Origin of the sequence: Micromonospora sp. NPDC002717 (assembly GCF_040295705.1) — a bacterium.
Taxonomy (GTDB): Bacteria; Actinomycetota; Actinomycetes; order Mycobacteriales; family Micromonosporaceae; genus Micromonospora.
On record NZ_JBEOVW010000010.1, the window covers coordinates 244,906 to 271,627 of the forward strand.

Sequence of the window (26,722 nt, forward strand, 5' to 3'; positions counted from 1 at the left end):
TGGGGGCCGGGCCCGTCGGCGCGTTGTGCGACTACCAGCCGAGGTAGCTGGGCTGGGTCTGCACGTTCAGCTCGCGGTACCGGACTAGGTTCGCCGTCCAGGTCCGCCAGTCGGTCAGCTTCAGGACGTCGAAGCCCTTCTGCATGTCGTTGGAGTAGATGTAGCCGTTGTAGTAGTACGCGGACCAGGAACCGCCGCCGGTCAGCCGCTCGGTCGACAGCGGGCCCCGCTCCCAGAACGCGATCTCCTGGGGGTTGGCCGAGTCGGTGAAGTCGAAGACCGAGATGCCGCCCTGGTACCACGCCTGGACCATGATGTCGCGCCCGAGTACCGGGATCAGCGAGCCGTTGTGCGCCACGCAGTTCTCGGTGTCGGCGTTGGGCCGGGGGATCTTGTAGTAGCTGCGGAAGACCATCGTCCGGGCGTCGCCGCTACCGGTGATGTCGTAGATGGCGTCGGCGCCCCGGTTGGGACCGATGGCCTCGTTGCAGGTGGCCGCGCCGCCGCCGCCCAGCTCGTCGGTGAAGATCACCTTGGTGCCGGAGTTGTTGAACGTGGCCGAGTGCCAGAACGCGAAGTTGACCGTGTCGCGGACCTGGTTGATGACCCGCGGGGCCTCCCGGTTCGAGATGTCCATCAGGATGCCGTCACCCATGCAGGCGCCGGCGGCCAGGTTCTTCTCCGGGTACGCGGTGATGTCGTGGCAGCCGGTGGTCGCCGACCCGCCCGGGCGGCCCTCGTAGCCGCCGTCCGGGAAGAGGTTCGGCGTGGCCACGACCGCCGCGTCGGTGGGCTTCTTCAGCGGCACCTTGACGATGGAGATGGAGTCGTGCGGCGGCTGGCAGTCCGGGAACTCCGCGCGCGGGCTGTACGACGAGACGTACAGGTAGACCGTCTTGCGGTCCGTGCCCGGCACGAGGGTGTGGGTGTGCGAGCCGCAGGCCGTCTCCACCGCCTTGATGTAGCGCGGGTTGGCCTTGTCGCTGATGTCGAAGACCTTGATGCCCTCCCAGGACTCCTTGACCGTCGCCGACGATCCGGTGCTGTTGCAGGAGTCGTCGCTGCGGGGCGCGTCGGTGGAGAGGAAGAGCAGGTCGCCGTGGACGGAGATGTCGTTCTGCGACCCGGGGCAGTAGACCTGCGACACGACCGTCGGCGCGGTCGGCCGGGAGACGTCGTAGACGACGAACCCGTTGTAGTTGCCGGCGAAGGCGTAGCGGCCCTGGAAGGCGAGGTCGCTGTTCGTGGCGTTCAGCGGGGCCTGCTTCGGCAGGTTGGCGACCTGCCGAAGGTTGGGGCTGCTGACGATCTCGTCGACGCCGGGGATGGTGTAGGTGGTGTCCACCGTGCCCGAGGGCGCCGAGGGTGCCGCGACCCCGGCATTTCCCGATGGGGCGGTGGCGACGCTGGCGAGGAGGAGGCCGGCCGCGGCCAGGCTTACCGTGGTGAGCCGCCGGGCCCGCGGCGTGCGAAGTGTGATCATCGGCGAGGCCCTTCGCAAGGGGTTGGCGATTGTCGACACCTTACCGTCCGATGAGATGCGTCGATGTGACCTGGGTCACATATTGGTGTCTCCGTCAATGGATACGATCGCCGTGACCTCTACCGGGGGAGTGGCCCATGATCAACCGACGCGCACGGATCCTGGCCGCCGTCACATCCGTGTTCGTGGTGTCGGTGGTGGCCGTCGTCCTGTCCCGGTCCGGCGACGACTCGACCGCGCCCCCCGCGCAGCCGGTTGCCGCCCCCGCGTCGGCGTCGGCGCCCGTCGATCCGGCCCGGCCCGCCGTGATCGTGCCGGGCCGACCGGGGGAGAGCGCCGCGGTCCGCCCCGCCGACGAACTGCGCGACGCCGCCCCCACGTCCCGGCACAACTCCATGGACGTCTGGTTCGTCCGGATGATGATCCCGCACCACGCCCAGGCCCTGGAGATGGCCGCGCTGGCCCCGGACCGCGTCGCCGACCCGGACCTGCGCGCCCTCGCCGAGCGGATCCGGGCCAGCCAGGGCCCGGAGATCGGCATGATGCGGGGCTGGCTGCAGACCCGTGGGCTCTCCCCGGACGTGCCGGGGCACGACCACGGGACCATGCGGGGCATGCAGTCGCCCGAGGCGATGCGCCAGCTCGCGGTCGCGCGGGGCGCCGAGTTCGACCGGCTCTTCGTCCGGATGATGACCGAGCACCACCAGGGCGCGGTCCAGATGGCCACCGACCTGCTCAAGGTCGGCGCCGACCTCACCCTGTCGGAGTTCGCCAACTCCGTCGCCACCGAGCAGGCCGTCGAGATCGACCGGATGCGCGACGTGCTGGCCCCCTGACCCGGCCCGGCGGGTGGTCCGGCCGGGCGCGCGGTGATCCGCGGGCGGCGTCGGCACGTACGCTGGGTGACCGTGAACCGCACGATCTTCGGCCGCCCGCTGCGCAGCGTCGCCTTCGACGTCTTCGTCGTCGGCCTGGTAGTGCTCTTCGGCCTCGCCGGCATGGTGAACCAGCCCGGCGGGTGGAAGGCCGCCCTCGTCGGCGCCGCGATGGCGGTGGCGCTGCTGTTCCGCCGGTCCCACCCGTCGGCGGTCGCCGCCGTCGTGGCGGTGCTCGCGCTGGTCCAGGTGTTCGCCGGCTGGGGCCCATTGGCCTTCGACATCGCGGTGCTGGTCGCCCTCTACAGCGTCGTGAAGTACGCCGACCGCCTCCGCGACGGCATCCTCGCCGGGATCACCGCCGCCGTCGGGGTGGTCCTCGCCGCCCTCCAGACCGAGAGCACCGTCGCCTGGTGGGCGACCGCGATCTATATCGGGCTGGTCACCGGGGCGGTCTGGCTGGTCGCGCTCAACGTGCGGACCCGCCGGCTCTACGTGCTCAGCCTCGAGGAGCGGGCCGCCACCCTGGAGCGGGAACGCGAGGCGGAGGCGCGTGCCGCCGTCGCCGGGGAGCGCACCCGCATCGCCCGCGAGCTGCACGACGTGGTGGCGCACAGCATGGCGGTCATGATCGTGCAGGCCGACGGGGCGCGGTTCATGCTCGACCGCGACCCGGAGACCGCCAGGAACGCGGTGAAGGTGGTCGCCGACACCGGCCGCCAGGCGCTGGAGGAGATGCGCCGGCTGGTCGGCGTACTGCGGGAGCCGAGCCCGCCCGACGCGGCGGCCGGCCCCGGCCCGACGGACGAGCCCGACGGCGCGGGGGTGGCCGCCGACCCGGAGCACCGCCGGCTGGCGCTGACCGAGCTGCCCGCTTTGCTCGACCGGTTCCGCGCCGCCGGCCTGCGGGTGCGCCACACGGTCACCGGGCAGCCCGTGCCGCTGCCGGCCGGCCTGGAGCTGACCCTCTACCGGGTCGTGCAGGAGGGGCTGACCAACGCGCTCAAGCACGCGGGGGTCGGCGCCGCCGTCGAGGTCACCCTCGACCATGCCCGCGACGCCGTGGTGGTCCGGGTGCTCGACGACGGGCGTGGCCGCCCGCCGGTCAGCCCGGCCCCGTCCGGCGGGCACGGCCTGGTCGGCATGCGCGAGCGGGTGAGCGTGTACGACGGCAGCCTCACCGCCGGCCCGCGACTGGCCGGGGGCTGGCAGGTCGAGGCGCGGCTGCCGCTACCGTCGACGCCCGGGACGACGGAGGTGATGGCGGCATGACGGTCCGCGTGGTGATCGTGGACGACCAGGCGCTGGTCCGCGCCGGCTTCCGGATGGTGCTGGACTCCCAGCCCGACCTGGAGGTCGTCGGCGAGGCGATCGACGGCGCCGACGCGCTGCGGGTGCTGGCCCGGGTCGAGGCCGACGTGGTGGTGATGGACGTCCGGATGCCGACCATGGACGGGGTGGAGGCGACGCGCCGGATCTGCGGGGACCGCCCCGCCGGGTCGCCCCGCGTGCTCGTGCTCACCACCTTCGACACCGAGGCGGACGCCTTCGCCGCGCTCCAGGCCGGCGCCAGCGGCTTCCTGCTCAAGAACGTCCCGCCGGAGGAGCTGCTCGCCGCCATCCGGGTGGTCGCCCAGGGCGACTCCGTGGTCGCCCCGTCCATCACCCGCCGGCTGCTCGACCGCTTCGCCGGCAGGCTCGGCCCGGGCCCCGCCGAGGACCCGCGCCTCGCCCAGCTCACCGAACGGGAACGGGAGATCCTCCTGCTGGTGGCGCAGGGGCTCTCCAACGCCGAGATCGCCGCCCGGGTGCACGTCGCCGAGGCGACCGTGAAGACGCACGTCGGGCGGATCCTGGCCAAGCTCCAGCTCCGCGACCGGGTGCAGGCGGTGGTGCTGGCGTACGAGAGCGGCCTGGTCACCCCGGGCGGCTGAGCCGGCGTACGACTCAGGTCGTACGGGTCCGCCCGGTCAGGGCCGCCTGCGGTCGCAGCGGGGTCGAGCGCCTGGGTGGACGCCCTCGGACCGCCGCGCCCATAGCGTCGGAGACGTCCCAGTCACGATCTCCACGGGGAGCTCTACGTGTCCGTCGCACCTCCCGCGCACGCCACCGCCGGCGTCGCGGTCTCCGCCCGCGGCCTGTCCAAGCGGTACGGCGCCGGCCAGGCCGCCGTCGTCGCCCTCGACGGCGTCGACGTCGACTTCGCCGCCGGTCGGTTCACCGCCATCATGGGCCCGTCCGGCTCCGGCAAGTCCACCCTGATGCACTGCCTCGCCGGCCTGGACCGTCCCACCGCGGGCAGCGTACGCATCGGCGACGCCGACCTCTCCCGGCTCGACGACAAGCGGCTCACCCTGCTGCGCCGCGACCGGGTCGGCTTCGTGTTCCAGAAGTTCAACCTGCTGCCGGCGCTGACCGCCGAGGAGAACATCGTGCTGCCGCTGGCGATCGCCGGCCGCCGGCCGGAGCGGGCCTGGCTGCGCCAGGTCGTCGCCGCGGTGGGGCTCGCCGACCGGCTCGGCCACCGGCCCGCCGAGCTCTCCGGCGGGCAGCAGCAGCGGGTGGCGGTCGCCCGCGCCCTGATCACCAAGCCGTGGGTGATCTTCGCCGACGAGCCGACCGGCAACCTGGACTCGCGCTCCGGCGCGGAGGTGCTGCGCCTGCTCCGCGAGGCCGTCGACACCCTCGGCCAGACCGTGATCATGGTCACCCACGACCCGACGGCCGCCGCGCACGCCGACCGGGTGCTCTTCCTGGCTGACGGCCGGCCGGTGCGGGACCTCACCGCGCCGACCGCCGAGCGGGTGCTCGACACCCTCGCCGGCCTCGACTCGGCGCGCGTGCCGGCCGCCGGCCGCGAGGCGGTGGCCCGGTGATCCGGCTGACCCTGCGCCAGCTCCGCGCCGAGGCGCTGCGCCTGCTGCTCTCCTCGCTGGCCATCGTGCTCGGCGTCGCCTTCATCGCCGGCACGCTGATCTTCGTCGACGGAATGCGCGCGGGAGCGTACGACCGGGCCGGGACGTTCGACCGGCACACCGACCTCGCCGTGTACTCCGCCACCAAGGACCCGCTGCCGACCGCGCTGGTCGACCGGGTGCGCGCGCTCGACGGGGTCGCCGCCGCCGAGGGGGAACTGCTCGGCTCCGGCGGGGTCGTCGGCGCCGACGACCGCCCCGTGCTCGGCTACGCCGTTCTCGCGGCGATCCCCGTCGACCCGGCGCTGCGCTCGTACGACGTGGTGGCCGGGCGGCTGCCCGACCGCCCCGGCGAGGTGGTGCTGGACGCGCCCACCGTGGCCGAGGAGGGCTTCACCCTCGGCGGGCCGGTACGCGTCGGCGGCAGCAAGGGAGCGGCCCGCCCGTACACCCTGGTCGGCACGGTCGACGTGGCCGGGACCCCCCGCGACGTCGGCGGCCCGTTCATCGGCCTGGTCGGCGCGGACGCCATGGCCGTGACCGGGCAGCGGGGCTACGACCGGATCATGGTGGCCGCCGACCCGGGCGTGACGGACGCGGCGCTGGCCGACCGGGCCGCCGAGGCGGCCGGAGCCGGCGCGACCGTCAAGACGCGCCAGCGGATCCTCGACGACGCGGTCGAGGACGCGGTCCGCGACCTGGAGCAGTTCAACATGGTGCTGCTGACCTTCGCCGGGGTCGCGGTGGTGGTCGCCGGGTTCGTCATCGCCAACACCTTCGCCATCGTGCTCGCCCAGCGGACCCGGCGCACGGCGCTGCTGCGGCTCGTCGGCGCGACCCGGGGGCAGCTGTTCCGGGCGGCGCTGCTCGAGTCCGCCGTGATCGGCGCCGCCGCCTCCGCGGTCGGCGTGCTGTTGGGCGTCGCCCTGGCCGGCGGCATGAACCAGCTCATGACGCGGCTGGACGTGCCGGTCTCCGGCGGGCTCACCCTCACCGCCCCGACCGTGCTGCTCAGCCTGCTGCTGGGCACCGCGATCACGGTCGGCGCCGCCCTGCTGCCCGCGTGGCGGGGCACCCGGGTGCCGCCGGTCGCCGCGCTCACCGACGCGGCGGTCCAGCCCGCCCGCGGCGCCGGCCGGCTCCGGCTCGCCAGCGGTGCGCTGGTCTTCGTCGCCGGTATCGCCGCGCTGGTGGTGGCCGCGTCCGCCGTCCAGGTGGTGCTGGTGGCGCTCGGCGGAGTGCTGACCTTCTTCGGCATCGTGCTGTTCGGGCCGGTGCTCGTCCCGGCGCTGGTGCGGGTGCTGGGCTGGCCCGCCCGGAAGCTGTTCGGCGCCACCGCCGGCCTGGCCGTGGCCAACGCGGTGCGCAACCCGCGCCGCATCGCGGCAACCGCGACCGCCCTGGTCATCGGCATCGGACTGGTGTCGGCCTTCGTGGTGGGCGCGCGCAGCACCAAGGACGGCATCGAGCGCAGCGTGGACGCCGAGATCGGGGTCGACTGGCTGGTCACCGGGATCGGCGGCGACCTGCCCGCGCCGCTCGTCGGCGAGCTGCGCGCCCGGCCCGAGCTGGCGGTGGTGCACGAGCAGCGCAGCGCCGTCACCGCCGACGTCGAGGTCCGGGCCGCCCACCCCGCCCTGGTCGGCCGGACGCTGACCGGCGTCGTGGCGGGCGACGTCGACCGGCTCGCGCCCGGGTCGGTGCTGGTGCACCGGGAGTTGGCGGAGGCGCGGGGCTGGACGACCGACTCCACCGTCACCGTGCGGGGCCGGTCGTTCCGGGTGGCCGCGGTCGTCACCGACGACGGGCCGGTCCTGGCCGGCAGCTCCGTCCCGGCCGGTCACGTGATCGACGTGGTGGACGCCGACTTCACCGCGCTCTTCCCCGCCGAGCGGGGTTACCTCGCCGAGATCGACCCCGCCGACGGCGTCAGCGCCGACCAGGCCCGGGCCGCCATCGAGGCGGTGGTCGCCCGCTACCCGACGGCCAACCTGATGGACCAGGGGGCGTACAAGAAGATGCTCACCAGCACAGTCGACATGCTGCTCGCGTTCGTCACCGCGCTGCTCGGCCTGGCGGTGGTGATCGCGCTGGTCGGGGTGGCGAACACGCTGAGCCTGTCGGTCGTGGAGCGGACCCGGGAGAACGCCGTGCTGCGGGCGGTGGGCCTGACCCGGGGTCGGATGCGGGCCGTGCTGGCCGTCGAGGCGGTGCTGATGGCGCTGGTCGGCGCGTTGCTCGGGGTCGGCCTCGGCACCGGCGTCAGCGCGGCCGCGATGGCCCTGCTGGCCCGGATCAGCGGGGACTTCGCCGTGGTGCTGCCGCTGGGGCAGCTCGGGCTGATCCTCGGGGTCGCCGTGGTGGCCGCCCTGGCGGCCTCGGTGCTGCCGGCCCGGCGGGCGCTGGCCCGGCCGGTGGTCGAGGCGCTCGGCGACCAGTGACATCCGCCGGCCGGTCCCGTCGCCCACTCCGGTGGCGGGACCGGCCAGCGGTGCCGGGTCTAGAGGTGCTCCACCACCGGCCCGGAGCACCGGTTGCGGGAGTCGAAGACGTACCGGGCGTGCCGGACGACCAGGTCGTAGTCGAACACGTCGTGGTCGGTGACCACCACCACCGCGTCCGCCGCCCGGATCTCCCGTTCGGTCAGCTCCACCACGAGGACCCCGCCGGGGATGTGGTGCGGCTCGGCGTACGGCTCCACCGCCCGCACGTCCGCGCCGAGCGCCTGCAGACGGCGGGCCACGTCGACCGCGGGGGAGTCGCGCATGTCGCCGGTGTTCTTCTTGTACGCCAGCCCGAGCAGCAGCAGCCGGGCCCCGCTGATCGTGCGGCCGGTACGGTTCAGCCCGCCCATGATCCGCTGCGCCACGTGCTCGGGCATCTCGTGGTTGACGTCGTTGGCCAGCTCGATGAACCGGAACTGCCGCCCGAGGCGCCGCTTGACCTGCCAGGACAGGTAACACGGGTCGATCGGCAGGCAGTGCCCGCCGACGCCGGGGCCGGGCCGGAACGGCATGAACCCGAACGGCTTCGTCTCGGCCGCCTCGATCGCCTGCCAGACATCGATGTCCAGGTGGTGGGAGAGCATGGTCAGCTCGTTGATCAGGGCGATGTTGACCTGACGGAAGGTGTTCTCGATCAGCTTGGTCAGCTCGGCCACCTGGGTGGAGCCCACCGGCACGGTCCGCTCCACGATCCGCCGGTAGAACCCGTCCACCCGGGCGAGGGAGTCCGCGTCCACCCCGGAGACGACCTTCGGGGTGTTCTCCAGCCGCCACGTCTGGTTGCCCGGGTCGATCCGCTCGGGGCTGTAGCCGAGGTGGAAGTCGCCCGGGCTGCGCAGCCCGCTGGCCGACTCCAGCAGCGGGCGCAGCAGTTCCTCCGTGGTGCCGGGGTAGGTGGTCGACTCGAGCACCACCGCGCAGCCCGGCCGGACGTACGGGCCGATGCCGATGCCGGCCTGCTCGACGAAGCTGAGGTCGGGCGTGCCGTCGCGCAGCGGCGTGGGCACCGTGATCACGCAGATGTCGAAGCCCTCGGCGTCGGCGTACTCGGTGCTCGGGTGGTACCGGCCGCTGGCCAGCGCCCGGCCCAGCCGGTCGGCGGGGATGTCCTCGACGAACGACTCGCCCGACGCGAGCCGCTTGACCCGGTCGGAGTCGACGTCCAGGCCGATCACGTCCAGGCCCGCCTCGACGGCCCGCATGGCCAGTGGCAGGCCGACGTACCCCTGGCCGATGACGACCAACTTCTCAACGCTCACCCGGACTCCCGAGGCAGACGGAAACAACCTGCTTGGGAGCCTAGAGCGACCTCTGTGCCCGTAAGTCCGTTTTGGGATTACCGGTGCCGCCGGGACCCGCGGAGTGTCGGCAGTGCGTCACCGTGAGCGCCCGAGCGGCGGGATCGCCCACCGGGGGTGCGGCGGCACGGGTGCCGAGATCAGGCCGAACGGTCCGTCGCCGCGCCGCCGCCCCCGCCGCCCGGCGGGTTGTTCGTGTCGCCCGCCGGCGTGCTCGGCCCGCCGCTCGCCGGGGGCGTGGGCCCCGTCGGCGCGCCCGGCGAAGAGCCATCGCTGGGCGTCGGATCCGTGCTGCCCGTCGGCTCCGGGGACTCCGGGCCGGCCGTCTGGCTCGGCTGGGGCGACTCCGGCGGCACGGTGGCCGACGGCGACGGGCTGGAGGTGGACCCGGCAGGACGGAACGGCCGACCCCGGTCCGGGTTCTGCTCCTGCTCGGTCGGCGCCTCCGCGCTCGGCACGGCGGCCGGCGCCGTCGTCTTCGGCACGTTCACCGCGGGCGCGTCGGCGTCGTTCGTCGCGCCGAGCGCCGCGCCGAGGCCCGCCAACGCCACCAGCACCGCCGCGGCCGCGCCCACCAGGGGGCCGCGGCGCTTCTTCCGCCCGGCCGCGGCCGGCACGACCGGGACGTCGGTGCGGGTGCCCGGGTCGGCGCCGCGCAGCGCGGCGACGCCGGGGGCGGGCACCATGGCGGTCGCCGCCGACGGGTCGGAGACCGCGGCGCGGGCGGCCTGGGCCATCGCGGCCCCGCTGCTGAACCGGTCGGCCGGATCCTTCGCCAGGGCGCGGGAGACCAGCGCGCGAACGGCCTCCGGAATGTCGTGCGGCAACTCCGGCGGCTCGTCGTCGAGGTGCCGGACGGCGACCTGGAGCGGGTTGTCGCCGGTGAACGGCGGGCTGCCGCTCAGGCAGCAGTAGGCGACGGCGCCGAGGGCGTAGATGTCGGTGGCCCCCGAGACCGGCCGGCCGGCGGCCTGCTCGGGCGCCATGTAGAGCGCGGTGCCGGGCACCGCGTTGGTGCTGGTGATGCTCGTGACGTTCGTCGACCGGGCCACGCCGAAGTCGACCAGCACCACGCTGCCGTTCTCCTGCACCAGCAGGTTGCTCGGCTTGACGTCGCGGTGCACGATCCCGCCGAGGTGCGCGGCGTGCAGCGCCTGCGCGACCTGGGCCACGATCGCCATCGTCTCGCCGACGTCGAGCCGACCGGCGGCCTCGATCCGCTTGGACAGCGGCTGGCCGGTCACGAACTCCATGACCAGGTAGTCGGCCCGGCCGCCGTCGGGCAGGTCGTCCTCGCCGCAGTCGAAGACCTGGACGATGCCGGGGTGCCGCAGAGCGGCCATGATCCGCGCCTCGGCGCGGAAGCGGGCGATGAAGTCGGGGTCGGAGACCAGGGCGGGCAGCAGGACCTTGACCGCGACCTGACGGCCGAGGACGAGGTCCTTGGCCCGCCAGACGTCGCCCATGCCGCCCGTGGCGACACGCTCGTCCAGGCGGTACCGACCGCTGAGTACGACCTCCGATGACAACACAGCACCACCGTACCCAGAGCGGCGGAGAACGGCGCGCGGTGAGTGGGCCGGCCGGCCGGCGCGACCCGCCCCACGGAGGTCTGTGCGCCGACGGCCGCCTCCGATATGGTGTGACCGCCCGGGGACGCCCCGTGACGAGATCCGCCCGCCGCCACCGTACGCTGGACGAACGCCCCTTGGCGCGGGCGGAGCGTCCCGGGCGCGCGCCGCGTTACGGCGACCCGCCACCCGATCAGGTAGATAATTCTCACTCTTTTGCCGACCGGGGCCGACTTGTCCGATCGGCCCGGTGCTCCTACCGTTAGCCCGACTCGGGCCCGCCCCACGGCGTCGCCGGCGCCGCGCCGCCGGCCGTGCCGCCGTGGCGAGAGTCCAGAACTACCGTCCGGGCCGCCGCGGTCCCGGGCGTGACCAGGTCAGCGGGGGGCTGAGGGTGCGGGAACAGGTCCGGGTGCCGGACCGTGCTGGCGTCGCGCACGCCCGGGTAGGCGTGCGCCACCCCGGCATGTCCGGGAAGCGGAGGCGGCGGTCCCGTGTCCGCTGAGCTGAACGACGCGGTCGCGGCGGCGCAGGCCGGCGACGAGGACGGCTTCCGCTTCCTCTACCGCAGCCTCCAGCCTGGTCTGCTGCGGTACCTGACCGCCCTGGTCGGCGCCGACGCCGAGGATGTCGCCTCGGAGACGTGGCTGCAGATCTCCCGCGACCTGCCCAGCTTCACCGGCGGCGAGTTCCGGGCGTGGACGGTGACCATCGCCCGCAACCGGGCCATGGACCACCTGCGGCGGCAACGCCGCCGTCCGTCGCTGCCGGTGCCGGTGCAGGCGCTCAGCGAACTGGCCGGCGACGCCGACACCGCCGAACGGGCCGGCGAGACCATCGGCACCGAGGCGGCGCTGGCGTTGATCGCCACCCTGCCGCCCCGCGAGGCCGAGGCGGTCCTGCTCCGCGCCGTCATCGGGCTGGACGCCGAGACCGCCGGACGGGTGCTCGGCCGCCGGCCCGGTGCCGTGCGCACCGCCGCCCACCGGGGTCTGCGCCGCCTCGCCGCCCTGATGGCACGCTACGACCTGTCCCAGCCGCCGGCCGACCCCGAGGGAGCCACCCCGCCGCGTCCGCGCGCCGGTCGGCGGCAGGCGCCGCACGCCGAGCCAGCGGACGGTTGACGTGAGGGGAATCAGATGACCTTCCGCCGGAGCGAGCGGCCCGCCGACCGGGCCGAGTCCGACCGGCTGCTCGACGCGGCCCGCGCCGGCTCGCCCGACGCCGCCGACCCGGAGTCGCTCGCCCGGCTGCTCTCGGTCGCGGCGGCCCCCGCCCGCCCCGGCGAACTGGCCGGCGAGGAGGGCGCGCTGGCGGCCTTCCGGGCCGCCCGCGCCGCCGCGCCCGCCACCACCGCCGCGACGCGGCCACCGCGCGGACGCCGGTTCACCGCCGGCGCCGTGGCCTGGGCCGCCGGAATCGCGGTCGCCGCGACGGCGGGCGCCGCCTTCGCGGCCGTCACCCTGGACGGCCCCGACGACCCGGCCCCGCCGCCGCGCCCGCCCACGCCGGCACCGGCCACCACGGGTACGGAGCAGGGTGGGTCGACCGGCGCCACCGGCAGTGGCGGCACCCCCTCCGACGCGCCCACCGGCGGCTCGCGCGGCCCGTCCGCCGCCCCCACGTCCGGTGCGGCCACCCCCGGCGCCCCGGGCGGTGGCGGGCCACGACCGCCGGAGCAGCGCACCGAGCAGATGCGGGGGCTCTGCCAGGCGTACCTGGCCAGGCCGCCGGCCCAGCGGGAGAACACGCTGGACAGCCCCACGTACGCCGGCGTGGTGACCGCGGCGGGCGGCCGGGAGAACGTCGACGCCTTCTGCCGGGAGCTGGCGCCCGAGGCGGGGCCGAGGAACTCGAGGAGGGCCGAGCTCACGACGGCGCCGTCCCCGGAGGCGACCGGCTGATCGCCCTGCTCGTTCCGGCCGGCCACACGAAATCCGTCTGTTAGAACAGAAGTGGTGGGCCGCCGACGCCCTGCCGATGACGGTGGGTGGCGCTACGGTGGCACGGTCCGGAAGTCGGCGCGGGGAAGGGAGCCCGTCCTGTGGTGACGTCGCCGGAACTCGACCGGAGCATCGTCCTGCGGGAGCGCGCCGCAGCCGCGGGTCACCTCGCCCGGATCTGCTTCAAGACCGGCCCGCCGACCCACACCGGCGTCGAACTCGAATGGACCGTGCACGACGCCGCCGACCCCGCCCGCCCCGTCGACGGCGAGCGGCTCCGGGCGGCGCTGGGGCGGCACAGCCCCCCGACCCTCGACCGCGCGAGCCCCGCCGCACCGCTTCGTCACGGTGGCACCGTGACCGTCGAGCCCGGCGGGCAGCTGGAGATCTCCACCGCGCCCCGCACCTCGCTCGCCACCCTCGTCCAGGCCACCGACGGCGACATCGCCCAGCTGAGCGGCCTGCTCGCCGCCGCCGGGCTGGTCCTCGGGCAGAGCGGCATCGACCCCCACCGGCCACCCCGGGCGGTGGTCGAGACCCCCCGTTACCGCGCCATGCGGCACGTCTTCGACCGGCGTGGCGCCGCCGGCCGGACGATGATGTACAGCACGGCCGGCCTGCAGGTCTGCCTGGACGCCGGAGAGCCGGAGCACCTGCCGGCCCGCTGGGCGACGGTGCACGCGCTCGGGCCACCCCTGCTGGCCGCCTTCGCCACGGCCACCCGGCACGCCGGCCGGGCCACCGGCTGGGCGTCCGCGCGCATGGCGGCCTGGTTCGCCATCGACCCGGCCCGCACCCGGCCCGTGTGGACGCCGGAGCGGGCCGACGTCGACCCGGTCGCCGCCTGGACCGACTACGTCCTCGCCGCGCCGCTGCTCTGCCTACGCGGCGGCGGTCCCGACTGGACGCCGCCGCCGGCCGTCAGCTTCGCCGACTGGGTCGACGGGGCGCTGCCCCGACCGCCGACCACCGACGACCTCGACTACCACGTGAGCACGCTGTTCCCGCCGGTGCGCCCCCGCGGCTACCTGGAGCTGCGCTACCTCGACGCACAGCCCGGCCGGGGCTGGGCGGTCGCGCTCGCGGTGGTGGCCGCCCTGCTCGCCGAGCCCGGCACCGTGCACGCGGCCCGCGCCGTCGCCGGCCCGGTGGCGCACCGCTGGCGTGCCGCCGCCCGGCACGGCCTGCGCGACCCGGCGCTGGCCGCCGCCGCCGTGGAGCTGTTCGACCTGGCCCTGACCGCCCTGCCCCGGCTCGGCCTGCCGGCGGCCCTGCACGACGACATCGACCGAGGCGTACGGCGGCGACGGGCCGCCGCGGGGAGGAGGCACGCGTGACCGGAGCGACCACGCAGCGGCCGGGCGCGGAGCAGTTGCGCAGCCGGATCGCGGCGGAGCTGGAACGCACCCGCGCCCGCACGGCGCTGCTGACCGAGGCGGTCGACGAGGCCGACCTGGTGCGGCAGCACTCGCCGCTGATGTCCCCGCTGGTGTGGGACCTCGCGCACGTCGGCAACCAGGAGGAACTCTGGCTGGTCCGGGACGTGGGTGGCCGCGAGCCGGTCCGGCGGGACATCGACGACCTGTACGACGCGTTCAAGCAGCCCCGCCGGGACCGCCCGTCGCTGCCCCTGCTGCCGCCGGAGGAGGCCCGCGCCTACCTGCTCACCGTCCGGGACAAGGTGCTCGACCTGCTGGACAGGGTCGCGTTCACCGACCGTCCGTTGGTCGCCGACGGCTTCGCCTTCGGCATGATCGTGCAGCACGAGCAGCAGCACGACGAGACGATGCTCGCCACCCACCAGCTCCGCACCGGCCCTGCGGTGCTGCACGCCCCGCCGCCGCCGCAGCCGCGCACCCGGGTCGGCGGCGAGGTGCTGGTGCCGGCCGGTGAGTTCACCATGGGCACCGACACCGACCCGTGGGCGCTGGACAACGAGCGCCCAGCCCACCGGGTCCACCTGCCGGCGTACGTCATCGACGCCACGCCGGTGACCAACGGCCGCTACCGCGAGTTCATCGCCGACGGCGGCTACGACGACCCGCGCTGGTGGAGCCCGGCCGGTTGGCGGCACCGCCGGGAGGCGGGGCTCTCCGCGCCGATGCACTGGCGGCGCGACGGCGACGGCTGGGCCTACCGGCGCTTCGGGCGGTGGGCCCCGGTCCGCGACGACGAGCCGGTGGTGCACGTCTGCTACCACGAGGCGCAGGCGTACGCGGCCTGGGCCGGCAAGCGGTTGCCGACCGAGGCGGAGTGGGAGAAGGCGGCCCGCTGGGATCCGGCCACCGGCCGTTCCCGCCGCTACCCGTGGGGCGACGACGACCCCACCGCCGCGCACGCCAACCTGGGGCAGCGGCACCTGTGGCCGGCCCCGGTGGGCGCCTACCCGGCGGGCGCCTCGCCGCTGGGCGTGCACCAGCTCGTCGGCGACGTGTGGGAGTGGACCTCCACCACCTTCCGGGGGCATCCGGGCTTCACCGCGTTCCCCTATCGCGAATACTCGGAGGTCTTCTTCGGCGACGACTACCAGGTGCTGCGGGGCGGCTCGTTCGGTACCGACCGGGCCGCCTGCCGGGGCACCTTCCGCAACTGGGACTACCCGATCCGGCGGCAGATCTTCAGCGGCTTCCGCTGCGCCCGCGACGCCCGGCCCGAGGAATCGCAGCCGTGAGGACGGCCGCCTGATGTGCCGCCACCTGGCCTACCTGGGGCCGCCGGTCACCCTGCGGGAGCTGCTGTTCGACCCGCCGTACGCCCTGGTGCGGCAGTCCTGGGCGCCGCGCGACATGCGCGGCGGCGGGACGATCAACGCCGACGGCTTCGGCGTCGGCTGGTATCCGGGCTCCGGCGAGCCGGTGCGCTACCGGCGGGCCCAGCCGATCTGGAGCGACCCCACGATCGCGCAGCTCGCGGCGGTCACCTCCGCCGGCGCCGTGCTGGCCGCCGTCCGCTCCGCCACGGTCGGCATGGCGGTGCTCGACGGGGCCGCCGCCCCGTTCGCCGAGGGGCCCTGGCTGTTCAGCCACAACGGCGTGGTGCGGGGCTGGCCCGACACGATGGTCCCGCTCGCCGGCACCCTGCCCGTACGCGACCTGCTCACCCTGGACGCGGCCACCGACTCGGCGCTGCTCTGGGCGCTGGTCCGGCACCGGCTGCGGGCCGGGGTGAAGCCCGCCCGCGCGATCGCCGAGACCGTGACGGCGGTGGCCGCGGCGGCCCCCGGGTCCCGGCTCAACCTGCTGCTCACCGACGGCCACACCGTGGTGGCCAGCGTGGCCGGGCACGCGCTGTCGATCCGCGCGACCCCGGCCTCGGTGCTGCTGGCGTCCGAACCGCACGACGACGACCCCGGCTGGCAGGCGGTGCCGGACGGGCAACTGGTGGAGGCGACCGCGACGGGGGTGCGTCTGCGCGCCCTCGCCGAGGTCTGACCGCCGGCCGACAGGGACGTTCCGACGACGAAGGGGAAGACATGGGCGCCGAGCCGCTGGAGATCCACCTCGAGGAGCAGGACCTCGGCCGCAGCCTGCGGGAGGACGTCCGCGCCGGCCTGACGGCCGAGCCCAAGTGGCTGCCGCCCAAGTGGTTCTACGACGCCCGTGGCAGCGAGCTGTTCGAGGAGATCACGCGGCTGCCGGAGTACTACCCGACCCGGGCCGAACGCGCCGTGCTGGCCGACCGGGCGGGCGCGATCGCCGAACTGACCGGCGCGAAGACGCTGATCGAGCTCGGTTCGGGCTCGTCGGAGAAGACCCGGCTGCTGCTGGACGCGTTCACCCGGCGGGGCGGCCTCGGCACGTTCGTGCCGCTGGACGTGTCGGTCAGCGCCCTGCGCCAGTCCACCGTCGAGATCGCGGCCGACTACCCGGGGCTGCGGGTGCGCGGCATCGTGGGGGACTTCACCCGTCACCTGGACCGGCTGCCGACCGGCGGGCGGCGGCTGGTGCTCTTCCTCGGCGGCACCATCGGCAACCTCCTGCCGGCCGAGCGGGCGCGGTTCCTGGGCGCGATGCGGGGCGCCCTGGAGGCGGGGGACTGGCTGCTGATCGGCACCGATCTGGTCAAGGACCCGGCGGTCGTCGTGCCGGCGTACGACGACGCGGCCGGGGTCACCGCCGAGTTCAACCGCAACGTGCTGCGGGTGGTCAACCGGGAGTTGGGCGCCGACTTCGACCCGGAGGCGTTCGCCCACGTGGCGCTCTGGGACCCGGCGCGGGAGTGGATCGAGATGCGGCTGCGGGCGCTCCGGCCGATGCGGGTCCGGGTGCTCGACCTGGCGGTCACCTTCGCCGAGGGCGAGGAGTTGCGCACGGAGGTGTCCGCGAAGTTCCGGCCCGAGGGCATCGCCGCGGAGCTGGAGGCGGCCCGCTTCGCCGTCCACGACTTCTGGACCGACCCGGACGGCCTGTTCGGCGTCACCCTGGCCCGCGCGGAGTGACCGGGACCGGCCGGCCGGCGGCGCGTGACGATCTTCACCCGTGGTGCCCGGCCCGGCCGATGGTCGGCTAGGCTGGGCGGCGCGAAGGGGAGTAGCCCCCAATGTCGTGGTCGACACACTGGTGCGTTCCGCATCCGGCCACGCGGCCTCGTCATCCGAGGCGGGCGAGACCTTCGACTCAGGCTGTCGCAGCCGGGTCGAGGGCGCCCCGTACCTCCTCCCGGCGTGATCCGGAAGGATGTCATGGAAGGTTTCCTCGTCGCGCTGGCGGTCAGCTTCGGCGTCATCTTCGTCGCCGAGCTGGGCGACAAGTCCCAGCTGATGGCCCTGACCTTCGCCACCCGCTTCAAAACCGTGCCGGTCCTGATCGGCATCACCGTCGCCACGGCCGTCGTGCACCTGGCCTCGGTGGCGATCGGCTACGGCCTCGGCGCCGCGCTCCCGACGGAGTGGATCTCGCTGGTGGCGGGCCTGGCGTTCCTCGGTTTCGGCGCGTGGACCCTGCGCGGGGACACGCTCACCGAGGAGGAGAAGCGCAAGGCCGAGAAGTCCAGCAAGTCCGCCATCGTGGCGGTGTCGGTCGCATTCTTCCTGGCGGAGCTGGGCGACAAGACCATGCTCGCCACCATCACCCTCGCCACCCAGTACGGCTGGTTCGGCACCTGGCTCGGCTCGACGGTCGGCATGGTGGCGGCGGACGCGCTGGCCATCCTGGTCGGGCGGATGCTCGGCAAGCGGCTGCCGGAGAAGACCATCAAGTACGGCGCCGCCGCGCTCTTCGCCATCTGCGGCCTCTGGCTGATCCTGGAGGCGGTCGCGCAGCTCACCTGACGCCGACTACCGCCCGGCGGGCCGGGTATGGCCAGCGGGTGGGCGTCGAGGAGGTGCTGCGCCACGGCTACGAGTCGCTGGTCACCGCGGTGGAGGTCGCCGGCGCGGTGGTCATCTTCGTCGGCGCAGCCTGGGCGGCGCTGCGGTTCGTGGTCGAAGGGCTGCGGCACCGCAGCGCCGCCGTGTTCACCCCGATCCGGCTCTCCCTGGGGCGGTTCCTCACCCTCGGCATCGAGTTCCAGCTCGCGGCGGACATCCTGCGTACGGCGGTCTCGCCGACCTTCACCCAGATCGGGCAGCTGGCGGCCATCGCCACCATCCGGACCGCGCTGAACTACTTCCTCGGACGGGAGATCCGCCAGGAGCAGCGGCAGGTGGGGGAGACGGAGCACGGCAGGTGACCCCTGTCCTGGCCACCGCCACCACCGCGCTGGCCACGCTCGCCGGCCTGGCGGTGCTGGTCGGCACGCGTTCCTGGCGTTGCGCGCTGCGGGCGTTGCTGGATCTGCTCACGGCCGCCGGCCTGCTGCGGCTGGCCGTCGACCAGGGCTGGGCGGAGCTGGCGGCCGCGGCGGCGATCGTCCTGCTGCGCCGGCTGCTGTGGGCCGCGCTCACCGGCGCGGCGTCGCCACGACTATCGGCGGCCTCCAGCGGGCAAGAGGATCACCACCTACCGTTGCGGTAGGAGGCGAAACCGGAGAAAGCGGGAGGACTGCCACATGGGTAAGCATGACGAGCCGAACGAGTACGGCTTCGCCGGAGACGCCACCGCCCCGCAGCCGCCGGCCGGCGGGCGGGCCGACGAGCAGGACCGGGCGGAGGAGGTGGCGGTGCCGGCCGACGACCTGATGGAGCCGGTCAGCGACGCCCTCGCCGACGAGCAGGAGGAGCGCCGGGCGGCCGAGCGGCGCCGCTGACCCGCCCGGGCTCCGGCGGGCCGGTCGCCGTCCCGCCGGAGTTCCGCTCGGCTTCCGGCCGCGGCTGTCCCGGTCAGCCCTCGGCCGTTTCGGACCAGCCGTCGGCCGTCCGGGTCAGCCGTCTCCGCGCTGGTAGACGTCCGGCACGCCGTCGTGGTCGGCGTCCACGCGTTCCGCCTCGGCGATCCGCCGGTAGGCGGCGTTGCGCCGGACCAACACGACCGCGGCGAGCAGCGCCGCGATCACCGAGCCGGTGAGCACAGCCGCCTTGGCGTTGTCGTCGGCCGCGCTGCCGGCGCCGAACGCGAGTTCGCCGATCAGCAGGGAGACGGTGAACCCGACCCCGGCGAGCAGCGCCACCCCGAGCAGGTCGGTCCAGGTGATGTCCTCGTCGAGCTGGGCGCGGGTGAAGCGGGCGAGCAGGAACGTCGAGCCGAAGATCCCGACGGCCTTGCCGACCACCAGGCCGGCGACGACGCCGATCACGATCGGGTCCGTGACGATCGCGCCCAGGTCGGCCCCGCGCAGCGACACCCCGGCCGCGAAGAACGCGAAGACCGGTACGGCGAAGCCGGCGGAGACCGGGCGCCAGCGGTGCTCCAGGTGCTCGGCGAGCCCGTGCGTGCCGCCGTCCCTGCCCAGGACCGGCACCGTGAAGCCCAGCAGGACGCCCGCCACGGTGGCGTGCACCCCGGAGGCGTGCACGAGCGTCCACGCGGCCACCGCGAGCGGGATCAGGGCCCACCACCAGGTCCTGCGGCGCTGCACGAGCAGGCCGAAGACCGCGATCGGGGCGAGCGCGGCGAGCAGCGGCAGCGGGCTGAAGTCGTCGGTGTAGAAGATCGCGATGACGGTGATCGCGAGCAGGTCGTCGACGACCGCGAGGGTGAGCAGGAAGGCCCGCAGGCCCTGCGGCAGGTGGGAGCCGATGACGGCCAGCACGGCCAGGGCGAAGGCGATGTCCGTCGCGGTGGGAATGGCCCAGCCCCGCAGGCCGTCGCCGCCGGCGGCCAGGTTGACCGCGACGTAGATCAGCGCCGGTAGCGCCATTCCGCCGACCGCCGCGACCACCGGCAGGGCCGCCCGCCGCGGGTCCCGCAACTCGCCGACGACGAATTCCCGCTTCAGTTCCAGCCCGACCACGAAGAAGAAGACCGCGAGCAGGCCGTCGGCCGCCCAGGCGGAGAGGCTCAGGTCGAGGTGCAGGCCCGCCCCGCCGGCCCACGGCACCCAGCCGCCGAGGGCCTGGTAGGCGGACTCCCAGGGCGAGTTCGCCCAGACCAGCGCGATCACCGCGCCGAGCAGGAGGAGACCGCCGCCGACCGTCTCGGTCCGCAGCACGTCGGCCAGGAAGCGGGCCTCCGGCCAGGACGTACGCGAGAAGAGCCGGCGGGTCGGGCGGGAGGGGCCGGTGTGCGGGGCGCGGTCGCTCATGCGCGATGTCCACCTTGGTGTCGGGGCAGCAGGGGGCAACTGCCGACCAGGCTTCCCGGCACACCGTCACCGACCCTATCCATCGCCGCCGCCACCGGCGAGTCGGGACAGTTCATGGTCGGAAACGTCACGCCCGTTCGTTTCTCCCCGCGTCCCGGGACGCCGCAAGCCCGTTTGTCCGTTGGTGGGCCAGGCGCAGATGTCAAGGGGTGAAAATACATAACTCAGGACATAGGTCGTATGAGTCGCTTTAATGGTTTCACGAGATGTAAGTCGACCTTGGGGGTTTTCGTGAAGTTCTTTGGCGTTACCGGCCTGGTACGGAGGCGCGCCTGATGGACCTGTACCGCCAACTCCGCCTCGTGCGTCGGCACTGGTGGATCGTGCTCCTCACCGTCATGGTCGCGCTCGGCGTCACCGCTCTCGTCACCGTCCGGGCCCAGCCCCGGTACGTCGCCTCGGTGACCTTCTTCGTCACCACGCCGAGCCAGGGCGTCACGGACGCCTACCAGGGCGGCCTCTTCCTCCAGCAGCGCGTCAAGTCGTACGCGGAGCTGCTGACCAGCGACCGGCTGGCGCAGAGCGTGGTGGCCGAGAACGCGATCGGGCTCACCGCCGAGGAGGTTCAGCGTCGGGTCAGCACGTCCACTGAGACGGGCACCGTCCTGCTGCGCGCGTCGGTGACCGACACGGACCAGAACCGGGCGCTGAGGGTCACTGAAGCGCTCTCCGCGCAGTTCGTGGGGCTGGTGCAGAAGGTGGAGACGACCCAGGACGGCAAGGCCGGCCCCATCAAGATCGAGGTGGTCAGCGGGCCGCGGGTCAGTTCGAGCCCCGTCTCGCCGCAGCCGGTGCGCAACGTCGTCATCGGGACGCTGCTGGGCCTGCTCGCCGGCGTGGGCCTGGCGATCCTGCGCGGGGTGGCCGACGTCCGGCTGCGCGACGCCGCCGCCCTGCAGCGCACCACCGGCAGCCCGCTGCTCGGTGAGATCCCGTTCGAGAGCACGGCGAAGTCGGAGCCGTTGATCGTCGGCGACGCGGCGAACTCCGCCCGCGCCGAGGCGGTCCGCAAGCTGCGCACCAACCTGCGCTTCGTCGACGTGCACGAGCCCGCCCGGGTCATCGCGGTCACCAGCGCCCTGCAGGGCGAGGGCAAGACCACGCTCTCCTGCAACCTCGCGATCGCCCTGGCCGAGGCCGGCTGGCGGGTGCTGCTGGTCGACGCCGACCTGCGCCGGCCGAAGGTCGCCGACTACCTGGGGCTCGACGCCGGCATCGGGCTCACCGACGTGCTCGTCGGCGACGTCCAGGTCGGCGACGTGGTGCAGCGTTGGGGCGACAAGTCCCTGCTGGTGCTGCCGAGCGGCTCGGCGCCGCCCAACCCCAGCGAGCTGCTCGGCTCGAAGGCGATGGCGGACCTGTTGCTCGCCCTGCGGGAGTCGGCCGACATCGTCATCATCGACACCGCCCCGCTGCTGGCGGTCACCGACGGCGTGGTGGTGGCCGTGCAGGCCGACGGCGCGCTCCTGGTCTCCCAGCAGGGACGCACCTCGCGGACGCAGGTGGCCGCCGCCGCGCGTTCCCTGCACTCGGTCTCCGTCCGGCTGCTCGGCTGCGTGCTGAACATGGCCAAGGTGGCCAAGGCCGAGGCCTACCAGTACGAGGCCTACCGGGTGGTGGCGGCCGGCGGGCCCGCGGACGTGCCGGCCGACCGGGCCAAGACCGCCCGGCACGCGGAGCGGGTCGACGGCCGCAGCGACCGCACGCAGGAACTCACCCGGCTGTCCCGATGAGCGCCGCGAGGGGTCGCAGGGACCGTTCGATCTCCTCGGCGCAGCGTCGGAAGTCGGCGGCGGTCCCGCCGATCGGGTCCACCAGGTCGTCCGCGTCGGGAGTGGCGGGTTGCAGCCGTCCCCGGGCGCGGGCGGCCGCCCGGACCGCGGCCCGCACGGGTCCGTCGGCCGGGTCCGCGATCGCGTCGTCCGCCGGATCCGCGGCCTCGGCCAGCCGGGCGAACTGGCGCAGGGTGAACGTCCGGTGCAGCGCCGCCGGCGCGAGCGCGGTGCAGACCGAGCGCTGGCGTCGGGTGGCCGCCAGGACCAGCGTCGCCCCGACCAGGTGCTCCCCGCGCAACCGCCGGGTGCGGAAGCCGGTGGGGTCGCCGCCGGCCCACGTCGCCACCTCCGCCGCGTACGGGTGTATCGGCAGGCCGTCGACGGCGTCGGTGCCCGCGCTGGAGACCACGACCGGCTGCCCGGCCAGCAGGCGGCGGGCGAGGTACTCGGCCATCGGGGACCGGCACAGGTTGGCGTGGCAGACGAACAGCACGCGGTCGACCATCTGGACCCCTCTCGTCGGTGCTCGCGCGGGCAGCGCCGCATCGGCCGCCGGCCGTCTATGCCGGCCGGACGCGGAGGGGATGCGGGCATCGTACGCGGGCCGGCCGCGTCCACCACGCCGTGCCGCGCCGAACCGCCTGACCCGGACGGAGGCACGCCGATGAGGATCGGGATCCTGTCCTACCACTTCCCGCCCGAGCCGGCGTTCATCCCGGGCAGCCTCGCCGAGGAACTCGCGGTGCGGGGACACGAGGTGAAGGTGCTGACCGGCTTCCCCGACTATCCCGGCGGGCACGTCTACCCGGGGTGGCGACAGCGCTGGCGTCACGAGACCCGCAGCGAGCGGCTGACCGTCCGCCGGGTCCCGCGCTACAGCGCCGGCGACGGGTCGCTGCGCACGCGGATGGCCGGCTACCTCTCCTTCGCCGGCAGCGCCACACTGACCGGGCGGCCGTTCCTCGCCGACGTCGACGCGCTCTACGTCCACCTGCCGCCGGCGACCGCCTTCGCCGCCGCGGGCCTGCTGCGGCTGCTGGGCCGGGTGCCGACCGTCGTCCACGTGCAGGACGTCTGGGCGACGGACGAGTCGACCGGCGCCGGGAACGGGCGGTGGGCCGCGCGGATCGGCGCGGCGATGACCCGGGCCTACCGCGCCGCCGACCGGATCGCGGTCTCCGCGCCGTCGCTGCGGGACAGGGTCGTGGCCGCCGGCGCCGACCCGGCCCGGGTGCAGGTGGTGCTCAACTGGACCGACGAGCGGATCTTCCAGCCCGCGCGGCCCAGCGGCGCGGCGCGCCGGCTGGTGCGCCGCGACGACCGCTGCGTGGTGATGCACGCCGGGACCATCGGTGCCCGGCAGGGCCTGGAGACGGCGGTACGGGCGGCGGCGGCGCTGGACCGCACCATGGACCTCGTCCTGGTGGGCTCGGGCGCGGACGAGCGGCGGGTGCGGGGGCTCGCCGCCGAACTGCGCGCCGAGAACGTGCGCTTCGTCGAACGCCGGTCTCCGCTGGACATGCCGGAGCTGTACGCCGCCGCCGACTACCAGCTCGTCATGCTGCGCGACCTCCCGGAGCTGCGCAGCGCCCTGCCGGCGAAGCTCCAGGCGGCGTTCTCCTGCGCCGCGCCCGTGGTGGCCTCGGCCGGCGGCGACACCGCCGAGCTGGTGGAGCGGGCCCGGGCCGGGCTGTCCTGCCCACCGGAGGACTGGGCGAGCCTGGCCGACCGGTTCTGGCTGGCCGCCACCATCCCGCCGCCCGCCCGCGTGGACATGGGCCGGCGCGGCCGGGAGGCGTACCTGCGGGAGATGTCCATGCCGGCGGGCGTGGACCGGATCGAACGCCTGCTGTACGACGCGGCTGCCGGCCGCGCCACCGGCCGCTGAGCCGCGAGCGACACTCGCGTACCGGTCAATACCGTCATCTACCGGCGAAAACGCTCGTTACCTGTTAGGAACAGGCGGAGGAATGGGGTCTTCTGTCCGTTTCCGAAGGGACGTGTGGTGTGACGGAGAGCCAGAGAACGCGCCGACGGCGGGGCCGGCCCCGGCGGCGTCGGCAGCTTCGCCGGGCACTTCTCGCCTGCCTCGTGGTGGGTTCGCTGCTTCTGCTGACGGGCGGCTGGGTGGGCTTCCGGGGCTGGCAGGCCCGCGCCCACCTGCTCAACGCCGCCGGGCTGGCCCGGGAGCTCAGCGCCCAGGTGGTCGGCGGCGACACGGCCCGCGCGCAGCGCACCCTGGCCGCGCTCCAGGAGCAGGCGGGCAAGGCCAGGTCGGCGACCGGCGACCCCGGCTGGTGGCTCGGCCGGCACACCCCGTACGCCGGGGACAACCTGGGCGCCGTGCGGCAGATCTCGGTCGCCGTCGACGACCTGGCCCGGCAGGCGTTCCCGCTGCTGCTCCGCACCGACCTGGCCAGCCTGGTGCCGGCGGGTGGGCGGCTCGACGTGGCCCGGCTGCGGACGGTCTCGGCGGAACTGACGACCGTCAACGCGGCCGTGCAGGGCACCCGGAGCAGCCTGGCCACGGTGCCGACCGACGGCCTGGTGAGTCAGGTCCGGCAGGCGCTCGTCGACCTGCGCGGGGAGATCGACCGCCTGGCGGGCCTCACCGCCGCGGCGGACCAGGCCACCAGGCTGCTCCCGCCCCTGCTGGGCGCCGCCGGCCCCCGCACCTATCTCGTGGTGTCCCAGAACCCGGCCGAGCTGCGCGCCACCGGCGGCATGATCGGCGCGTACGCCGTGATCCACGCCGACGACGGCCGGGTCCGGATGGGGCGGCAGGGCACCAGCAGCGCGCTGGGCCGGTTCCAGCCGCCGTTGAAGGTGCCCACGGAGGTGCGTCACCTCTGGGCCGACCTGCCGGGCATCTATCCGGCGGACGTCAACCTCACCCCGCACTTCCCGACCGCTGCCGCGCTCTACCGGGAGATGTTCCGCCGGCGTACGGGGACCACGGTGGACGGCGTGCTCGCCGTCGACCCGGTGGTGCTGTCGTACCTGCTGAAGGCCACCGGCCCGGTGATGGTGCCCGGCGGCGTCCCGCTGGCCGCCGAGAAGGTCGTCCAGGCGGTGCTCGGCGACAGCTACCAGCGGATGGACAACGAAGAGCAGGACGCCTTCTTCGCGGCCTCCGCCGCGGCCGTGTTCGACGCGTTGGTCACGAAGAAATACGACCCGAAGGGGTTATTGTCCGCTTTTGACCGTGCTGTCACCGAACGCCGGATATTGTTCTGGAGTGCCCGACCCGAAGAGCAGCGGACGATCGGCGACAGCCGAATGGCCGGGGTGCTTCCGGAGAAGGACACCGTGCCGACGGTCGGCGTGTTCCTCAACGACGGCAGCGGCGCGAAGCTCGGCTACTACCTCCGGCAGACGGCGACCCTCACCGTCGGCGACTGCCGGACCGACGGCCGCCGGGAACTCCGGCTCCGGATCACCCTGCGCTCGTCGGCGCCCAAGTCGGGTCTCAGCAAGTCGGTCCTCGGCCTCGGCCTGGCCGGCGACCCGTACACCGCCCGCACGTTGGTGTCGGTGTACAGCCCCGCCGGCGGGACCGTGCTCACCACCCACCTCGACGGCGTCGAGACGGCGGTGGGCAGCGGCACCGAACGGCGCCGCCAGGTGACCACGGCGAACGTCGAGGTCGGCCCGGGAGGCTCCCGCACCTTGGCGGTCACCGTGCTCACCGCGAAGACCGGCGTCGGTACGGCCGAGCTGTGGCTGACCCCCACCGCCACCCCATGGACCACCCAAGTTGTTTCCGCACCAAGCTGTGACCAGTAGGAGGGAACCAATCATGCGGCTATCCCGCATCATCATGGCGCTCGCGGTCGGTCTGGCCGTGGTGGCCGCGCCGTCCGCCGCGGGGGCGGCGCAGCCGCAGCCGGCGCCGAGCGAGACCCAACCACCGCCCTACGCGCCCGGCCCCGCGACCCTCGCGGTAAGCCCGACGACCGTCGTGGTCGGTCAGACCGCCACGCTGATCGGCACCGGCTGGACGCCGGGCGAGACGGTCGTGATCACCGCCGGCCACGCGCCGCTCGCCGCCGCGGTACCCGGGGCCGAGCAGGCGCGGCGCAGCAACGGCGAGGTGGTCGCGATGGCGCCCGTCTCGTTCCAGCAGGCCCCGCAGCCGAACCCGAGGCGCTGGGAGGTCACGGCCGACGACGACGGCGAGTTCCGCACGACCCACACGCCGCGCCCCCACGGCACCCACACCTTCCGTGCCGTCGGTGAGTCGTCGGAGAAGGTGGCGACCGCGACGCTCACCGTGCTGAAGAAGCACGACCCGGCGCCGCTGCCCGTCACGGGTGACAGCCTGAGCACCCCGATGAAGTTCGGCGGCGGCCTCGTCGGCACCGGCGCGGTGCTCCTGCTGCTGTCGCTGGTCTGGCGCAAGCGCCACCGTTTCGGCATGGGGGCCGCGCGCTGACGGTGAGCACCTTCCGGGCAGTGCCCGGGCACCGCGAAACGGCTGACGCCCGTCGGGAGGTTTCCCGGCGGGCGTCGGCTTGTTCTCTGGTCTTTGCGCGCTGGGAGTCGTGGTGGGGTGTTGTCTTGCGGTGCGCCCTGGTGGGGGTGTGGGGGTGTGGCCCGCCGTGCCCGGCTCCGGGCGGTCAGGCTTGATCCCTGCGCCGCCCCTCCGGATCCAGTTTAATGGCGCAATGTTGATACG

The 26,722-nt window shown here is 74.4% G+C and carries 24 protein-coding genes; 19 read left to right on the top strand and 5 right to left on the bottom strand.

Annotated elements, in window-relative coordinates:
* Positions 1-31: 31 nt before the first annotated feature.
* Positions 32-1,483 (bottom strand): LVIVD repeat-containing protein, encoded by a 1,452-nt coding sequence (locus tag ABT006_RS17835; RefSeq protein WP_350707611.1) that lies wholly within the window; start codon positions 1,481-1,483, stop codon positions 32-34.
* Positions 1,484-1,620: 137 nt separating this feature from the next.
* Here ABT006_RS17835 and ABT006_RS17840 point away from each other — a divergent pair, with 137 nt between their 5' ends.
* The 5 genes from ABT006_RS17840 (at position 1,621) to ABT006_RS17860 (ending at position 7,714) form a co-directional block, all read left to right on the top strand.
* Entirely contained in the window at positions 1,621-2,319 is a 699-nt protein-coding gene (locus ABT006_RS17840; protein WP_350707613.1) for a DUF305 domain-containing protein, read from the top strand.
* Between the two features lie 66 nt (positions 2,320-2,385).
* On the top strand, positions 2,386-3,630 hold the full coding sequence (locus ABT006_RS17845) for a sensor histidine kinase (protein WP_350707615.1): 1,245 nt from the start codon (positions 2,386-2,388) through the stop codon (positions 3,628-3,630).
* Positions 3,627-4,292, top strand: a complete 666-nt coding sequence (locus tag ABT006_RS17850) for a response regulator (RefSeq protein WP_350707617.1) — start codon at positions 3,627-3,629, stop codon at positions 4,290-4,292. Before ABT006_RS17845 ends, ABT006_RS17850 begins: the two co-directional genes overlap by 4 nt.
* A gap of 147 nt (positions 4,293-4,439) precedes the next feature.
* Positions 4,440-5,234 (top strand): ABC transporter ATP-binding protein, encoded by a 795-nt coding sequence (locus tag ABT006_RS17855; protein WP_350707619.1) that lies wholly within the window; start codon positions 4,440-4,442, stop codon positions 5,232-5,234.
* Entirely contained in the window at positions 5,231-7,714 is a 2,484-nt protein-coding gene (locus ABT006_RS17860) for an ABC transporter permease (RefSeq protein WP_350707621.1), read from the top strand. Before ABT006_RS17855 ends, ABT006_RS17860 begins: the two co-directional genes overlap by 4 nt.
* A gap of 59 nt (positions 7,715-7,773) precedes the next feature.
* Here the strand turns inward: ABT006_RS17860 and ABT006_RS17865 are convergent, their stop codons facing one another.
* Entirely contained in the window at positions 7,774-9,036 is a 1,263-nt protein-coding gene (locus tag ABT006_RS17865; RefSeq protein WP_350707623.1) for a nucleotide sugar dehydrogenase, read from the bottom strand.
* 179 nt (positions 9,037-9,215) lie between these two features.
* Positions 9,216-10,607: a serine/threonine-protein kinase gene (locus tag ABT006_RS17870; protein ID WP_350707625.1), complete on the bottom strand. Its 1,392-nt coding sequence runs from the start codon at positions 10,605-10,607 to the stop codon at positions 9,216-9,218.
* 533 nt (positions 10,608-11,140) lie between these two features.
* Here ABT006_RS17870 and ABT006_RS17875 point away from each other — a divergent pair.
* From ABT006_RS17875 to ABT006_RS17920, 10 genes are all read left to right on the top strand, one after another.
* Positions 11,141-11,770, top strand: a complete 630-nt coding sequence (locus ABT006_RS17875) for an RNA polymerase sigma factor (RefSeq protein ID WP_350707627.1) — start codon at positions 11,141-11,143, stop codon at positions 11,768-11,770.
* Positions 11,771-11,785: 15 nt separating this feature from the next.
* Positions 11,786-12,550: a hypothetical protein gene (locus tag ABT006_RS17880; protein WP_350707628.1), complete on the top strand. Its 765-nt coding sequence runs from the start codon at positions 11,786-11,788 to the stop codon at positions 12,548-12,550.
* A gap of 140 nt (positions 12,551-12,690) precedes the next feature.
* On the top strand, positions 12,691-13,926 hold the full coding sequence (egtA, locus tag ABT006_RS17885; protein WP_350707630.1) for an ergothioneine biosynthesis glutamate--cysteine ligase EgtA: 1,236 nt from the start codon (positions 12,691-12,693) through the stop codon (positions 13,924-13,926).
* Positions 13,923-15,260, top strand: coding sequence for an ergothioneine biosynthesis protein EgtB (gene egtB, locus ABT006_RS17890; protein ID WP_502890993.1), 1,338 nt, complete (start codon positions 13,923-13,925; stop codon positions 15,258-15,260). The genes egtA and egtB overlap by 4 nt, the downstream gene beginning before the upstream one ends.
* A gap of 13 nt (positions 15,261-15,273) precedes the next feature.
* Entirely contained in the window at positions 15,274-16,020 is a 747-nt protein-coding gene (gene egtC / locus ABT006_RS17895; RefSeq protein ID WP_350707632.1) for an ergothioneine biosynthesis protein EgtC, read from the top strand.
* 41 nt (positions 16,021-16,061) lie between these two features.
* On the top strand, positions 16,062-17,027 hold the full coding sequence (gene egtD, locus ABT006_RS17900; protein WP_350707634.1) for an L-histidine N(alpha)-methyltransferase: 966 nt from the start codon (positions 16,062-16,064) through the stop codon (positions 17,025-17,027).
* A gap of 243 nt (positions 17,028-17,270) precedes the next feature.
* Complete coding sequence (locus ABT006_RS17905; protein ID WP_350707636.1) at positions 17,271-17,858, top strand: TMEM165/GDT1 family protein; 588 nt, start codon at positions 17,271-17,273, stop codon at positions 17,856-17,858.
* A gap of 38 nt (positions 17,859-17,896) precedes the next feature.
* A complete protein-coding gene (locus ABT006_RS17910; RefSeq protein ID WP_350707637.1) occupies positions 17,897-18,259 on the top strand; it encodes a DUF1622 domain-containing protein in 363 nt (120 codons plus the stop codon).
* Positions 18,256-18,543, top strand: a complete 288-nt coding sequence (locus ABT006_RS17915; RefSeq protein WP_350707639.1) for a hypothetical protein — start codon at positions 18,256-18,258, stop codon at positions 18,541-18,543. Before ABT006_RS17910 ends, ABT006_RS17915 begins: the two co-directional genes overlap by 4 nt.
* 34 nt (positions 18,544-18,577) lie before the next feature.
* Complete coding sequence (locus ABT006_RS17920; RefSeq protein WP_350707640.1) at positions 18,578-18,775, top strand: hypothetical protein; 198 nt, start codon at positions 18,578-18,580, stop codon at positions 18,773-18,775.
* Positions 18,776-18,889: 114 nt separating this feature from the next.
* On the opposite strand, the gene nhaA is transcribed toward ABT006_RS17920, so the two are convergent.
* Positions 18,890-20,209: a Na+/H+ antiporter NhaA gene (gene nhaA, locus ABT006_RS17925; protein WP_350707642.1), complete on the bottom strand. Its 1,320-nt coding sequence runs from the start codon at positions 20,207-20,209 to the stop codon at positions 18,890-18,892.
* A gap of 335 nt (positions 20,210-20,544) precedes the next feature.
* Here nhaA and ABT006_RS17930 point away from each other — a divergent pair, with 335 nt between their 5' ends.
* Positions 20,545-22,002: a tyrosine-protein kinase domain-containing protein gene (locus ABT006_RS17930; protein WP_350707643.1), complete on the top strand. Its 1,458-nt coding sequence runs from the start codon at positions 20,545-20,547 to the stop codon at positions 22,000-22,002.
* Here the strand turns inward: ABT006_RS17930 and ABT006_RS17935 are convergent.
* A complete protein-coding gene (locus tag ABT006_RS17935) occupies positions 21,983-22,549 on the bottom strand; it encodes an arsenate reductase/protein-tyrosine-phosphatase family protein (RefSeq protein WP_350707645.1) in 567 nt (188 codons plus the stop codon). The two genes, ABT006_RS17930 and ABT006_RS17935, sit on opposite strands and share 20 nt — an antisense overlap.
* Before the next feature lie 159 nt (positions 22,550-22,708).
* On the opposite strand from ABT006_RS17935, the gene ABT006_RS17940 reads away from it, so the two are divergent.
* The 3 genes from ABT006_RS17940 to ABT006_RS17950 all read left to right on the top strand — a co-directional run bounded on the left by ABT006_RS17940 (position 22,709) and on the right by ABT006_RS17950 (position 26,479).
* Positions 22,709-23,932 carry a glycosyltransferase family 4 protein gene (locus ABT006_RS17940; protein WP_350707646.1) on the top strand — a complete coding sequence of 408 codons (1,224 nt, stop codon included), beginning with the start codon at positions 22,709-22,711 and terminating at the stop codon, positions 23,930-23,932.
* A gap of 206 nt (positions 23,933-24,138) precedes the next feature.
* Positions 24,139-25,830, top strand: a complete 1,692-nt coding sequence (locus ABT006_RS17945; RefSeq protein WP_350707648.1) for a DUF4012 domain-containing protein — start codon at positions 24,139-24,141, stop codon at positions 25,828-25,830.
* Between the two features lie 13 nt (positions 25,831-25,843).
* Positions 25,844-26,479: a hypothetical protein gene (locus tag ABT006_RS17950; RefSeq protein ID WP_350707650.1), complete on the top strand. Its 636-nt coding sequence runs from the start codon at positions 25,844-25,846 to the stop codon at positions 26,477-26,479.
* Positions 26,480-26,722 lie beyond the last annotated feature (243 nt).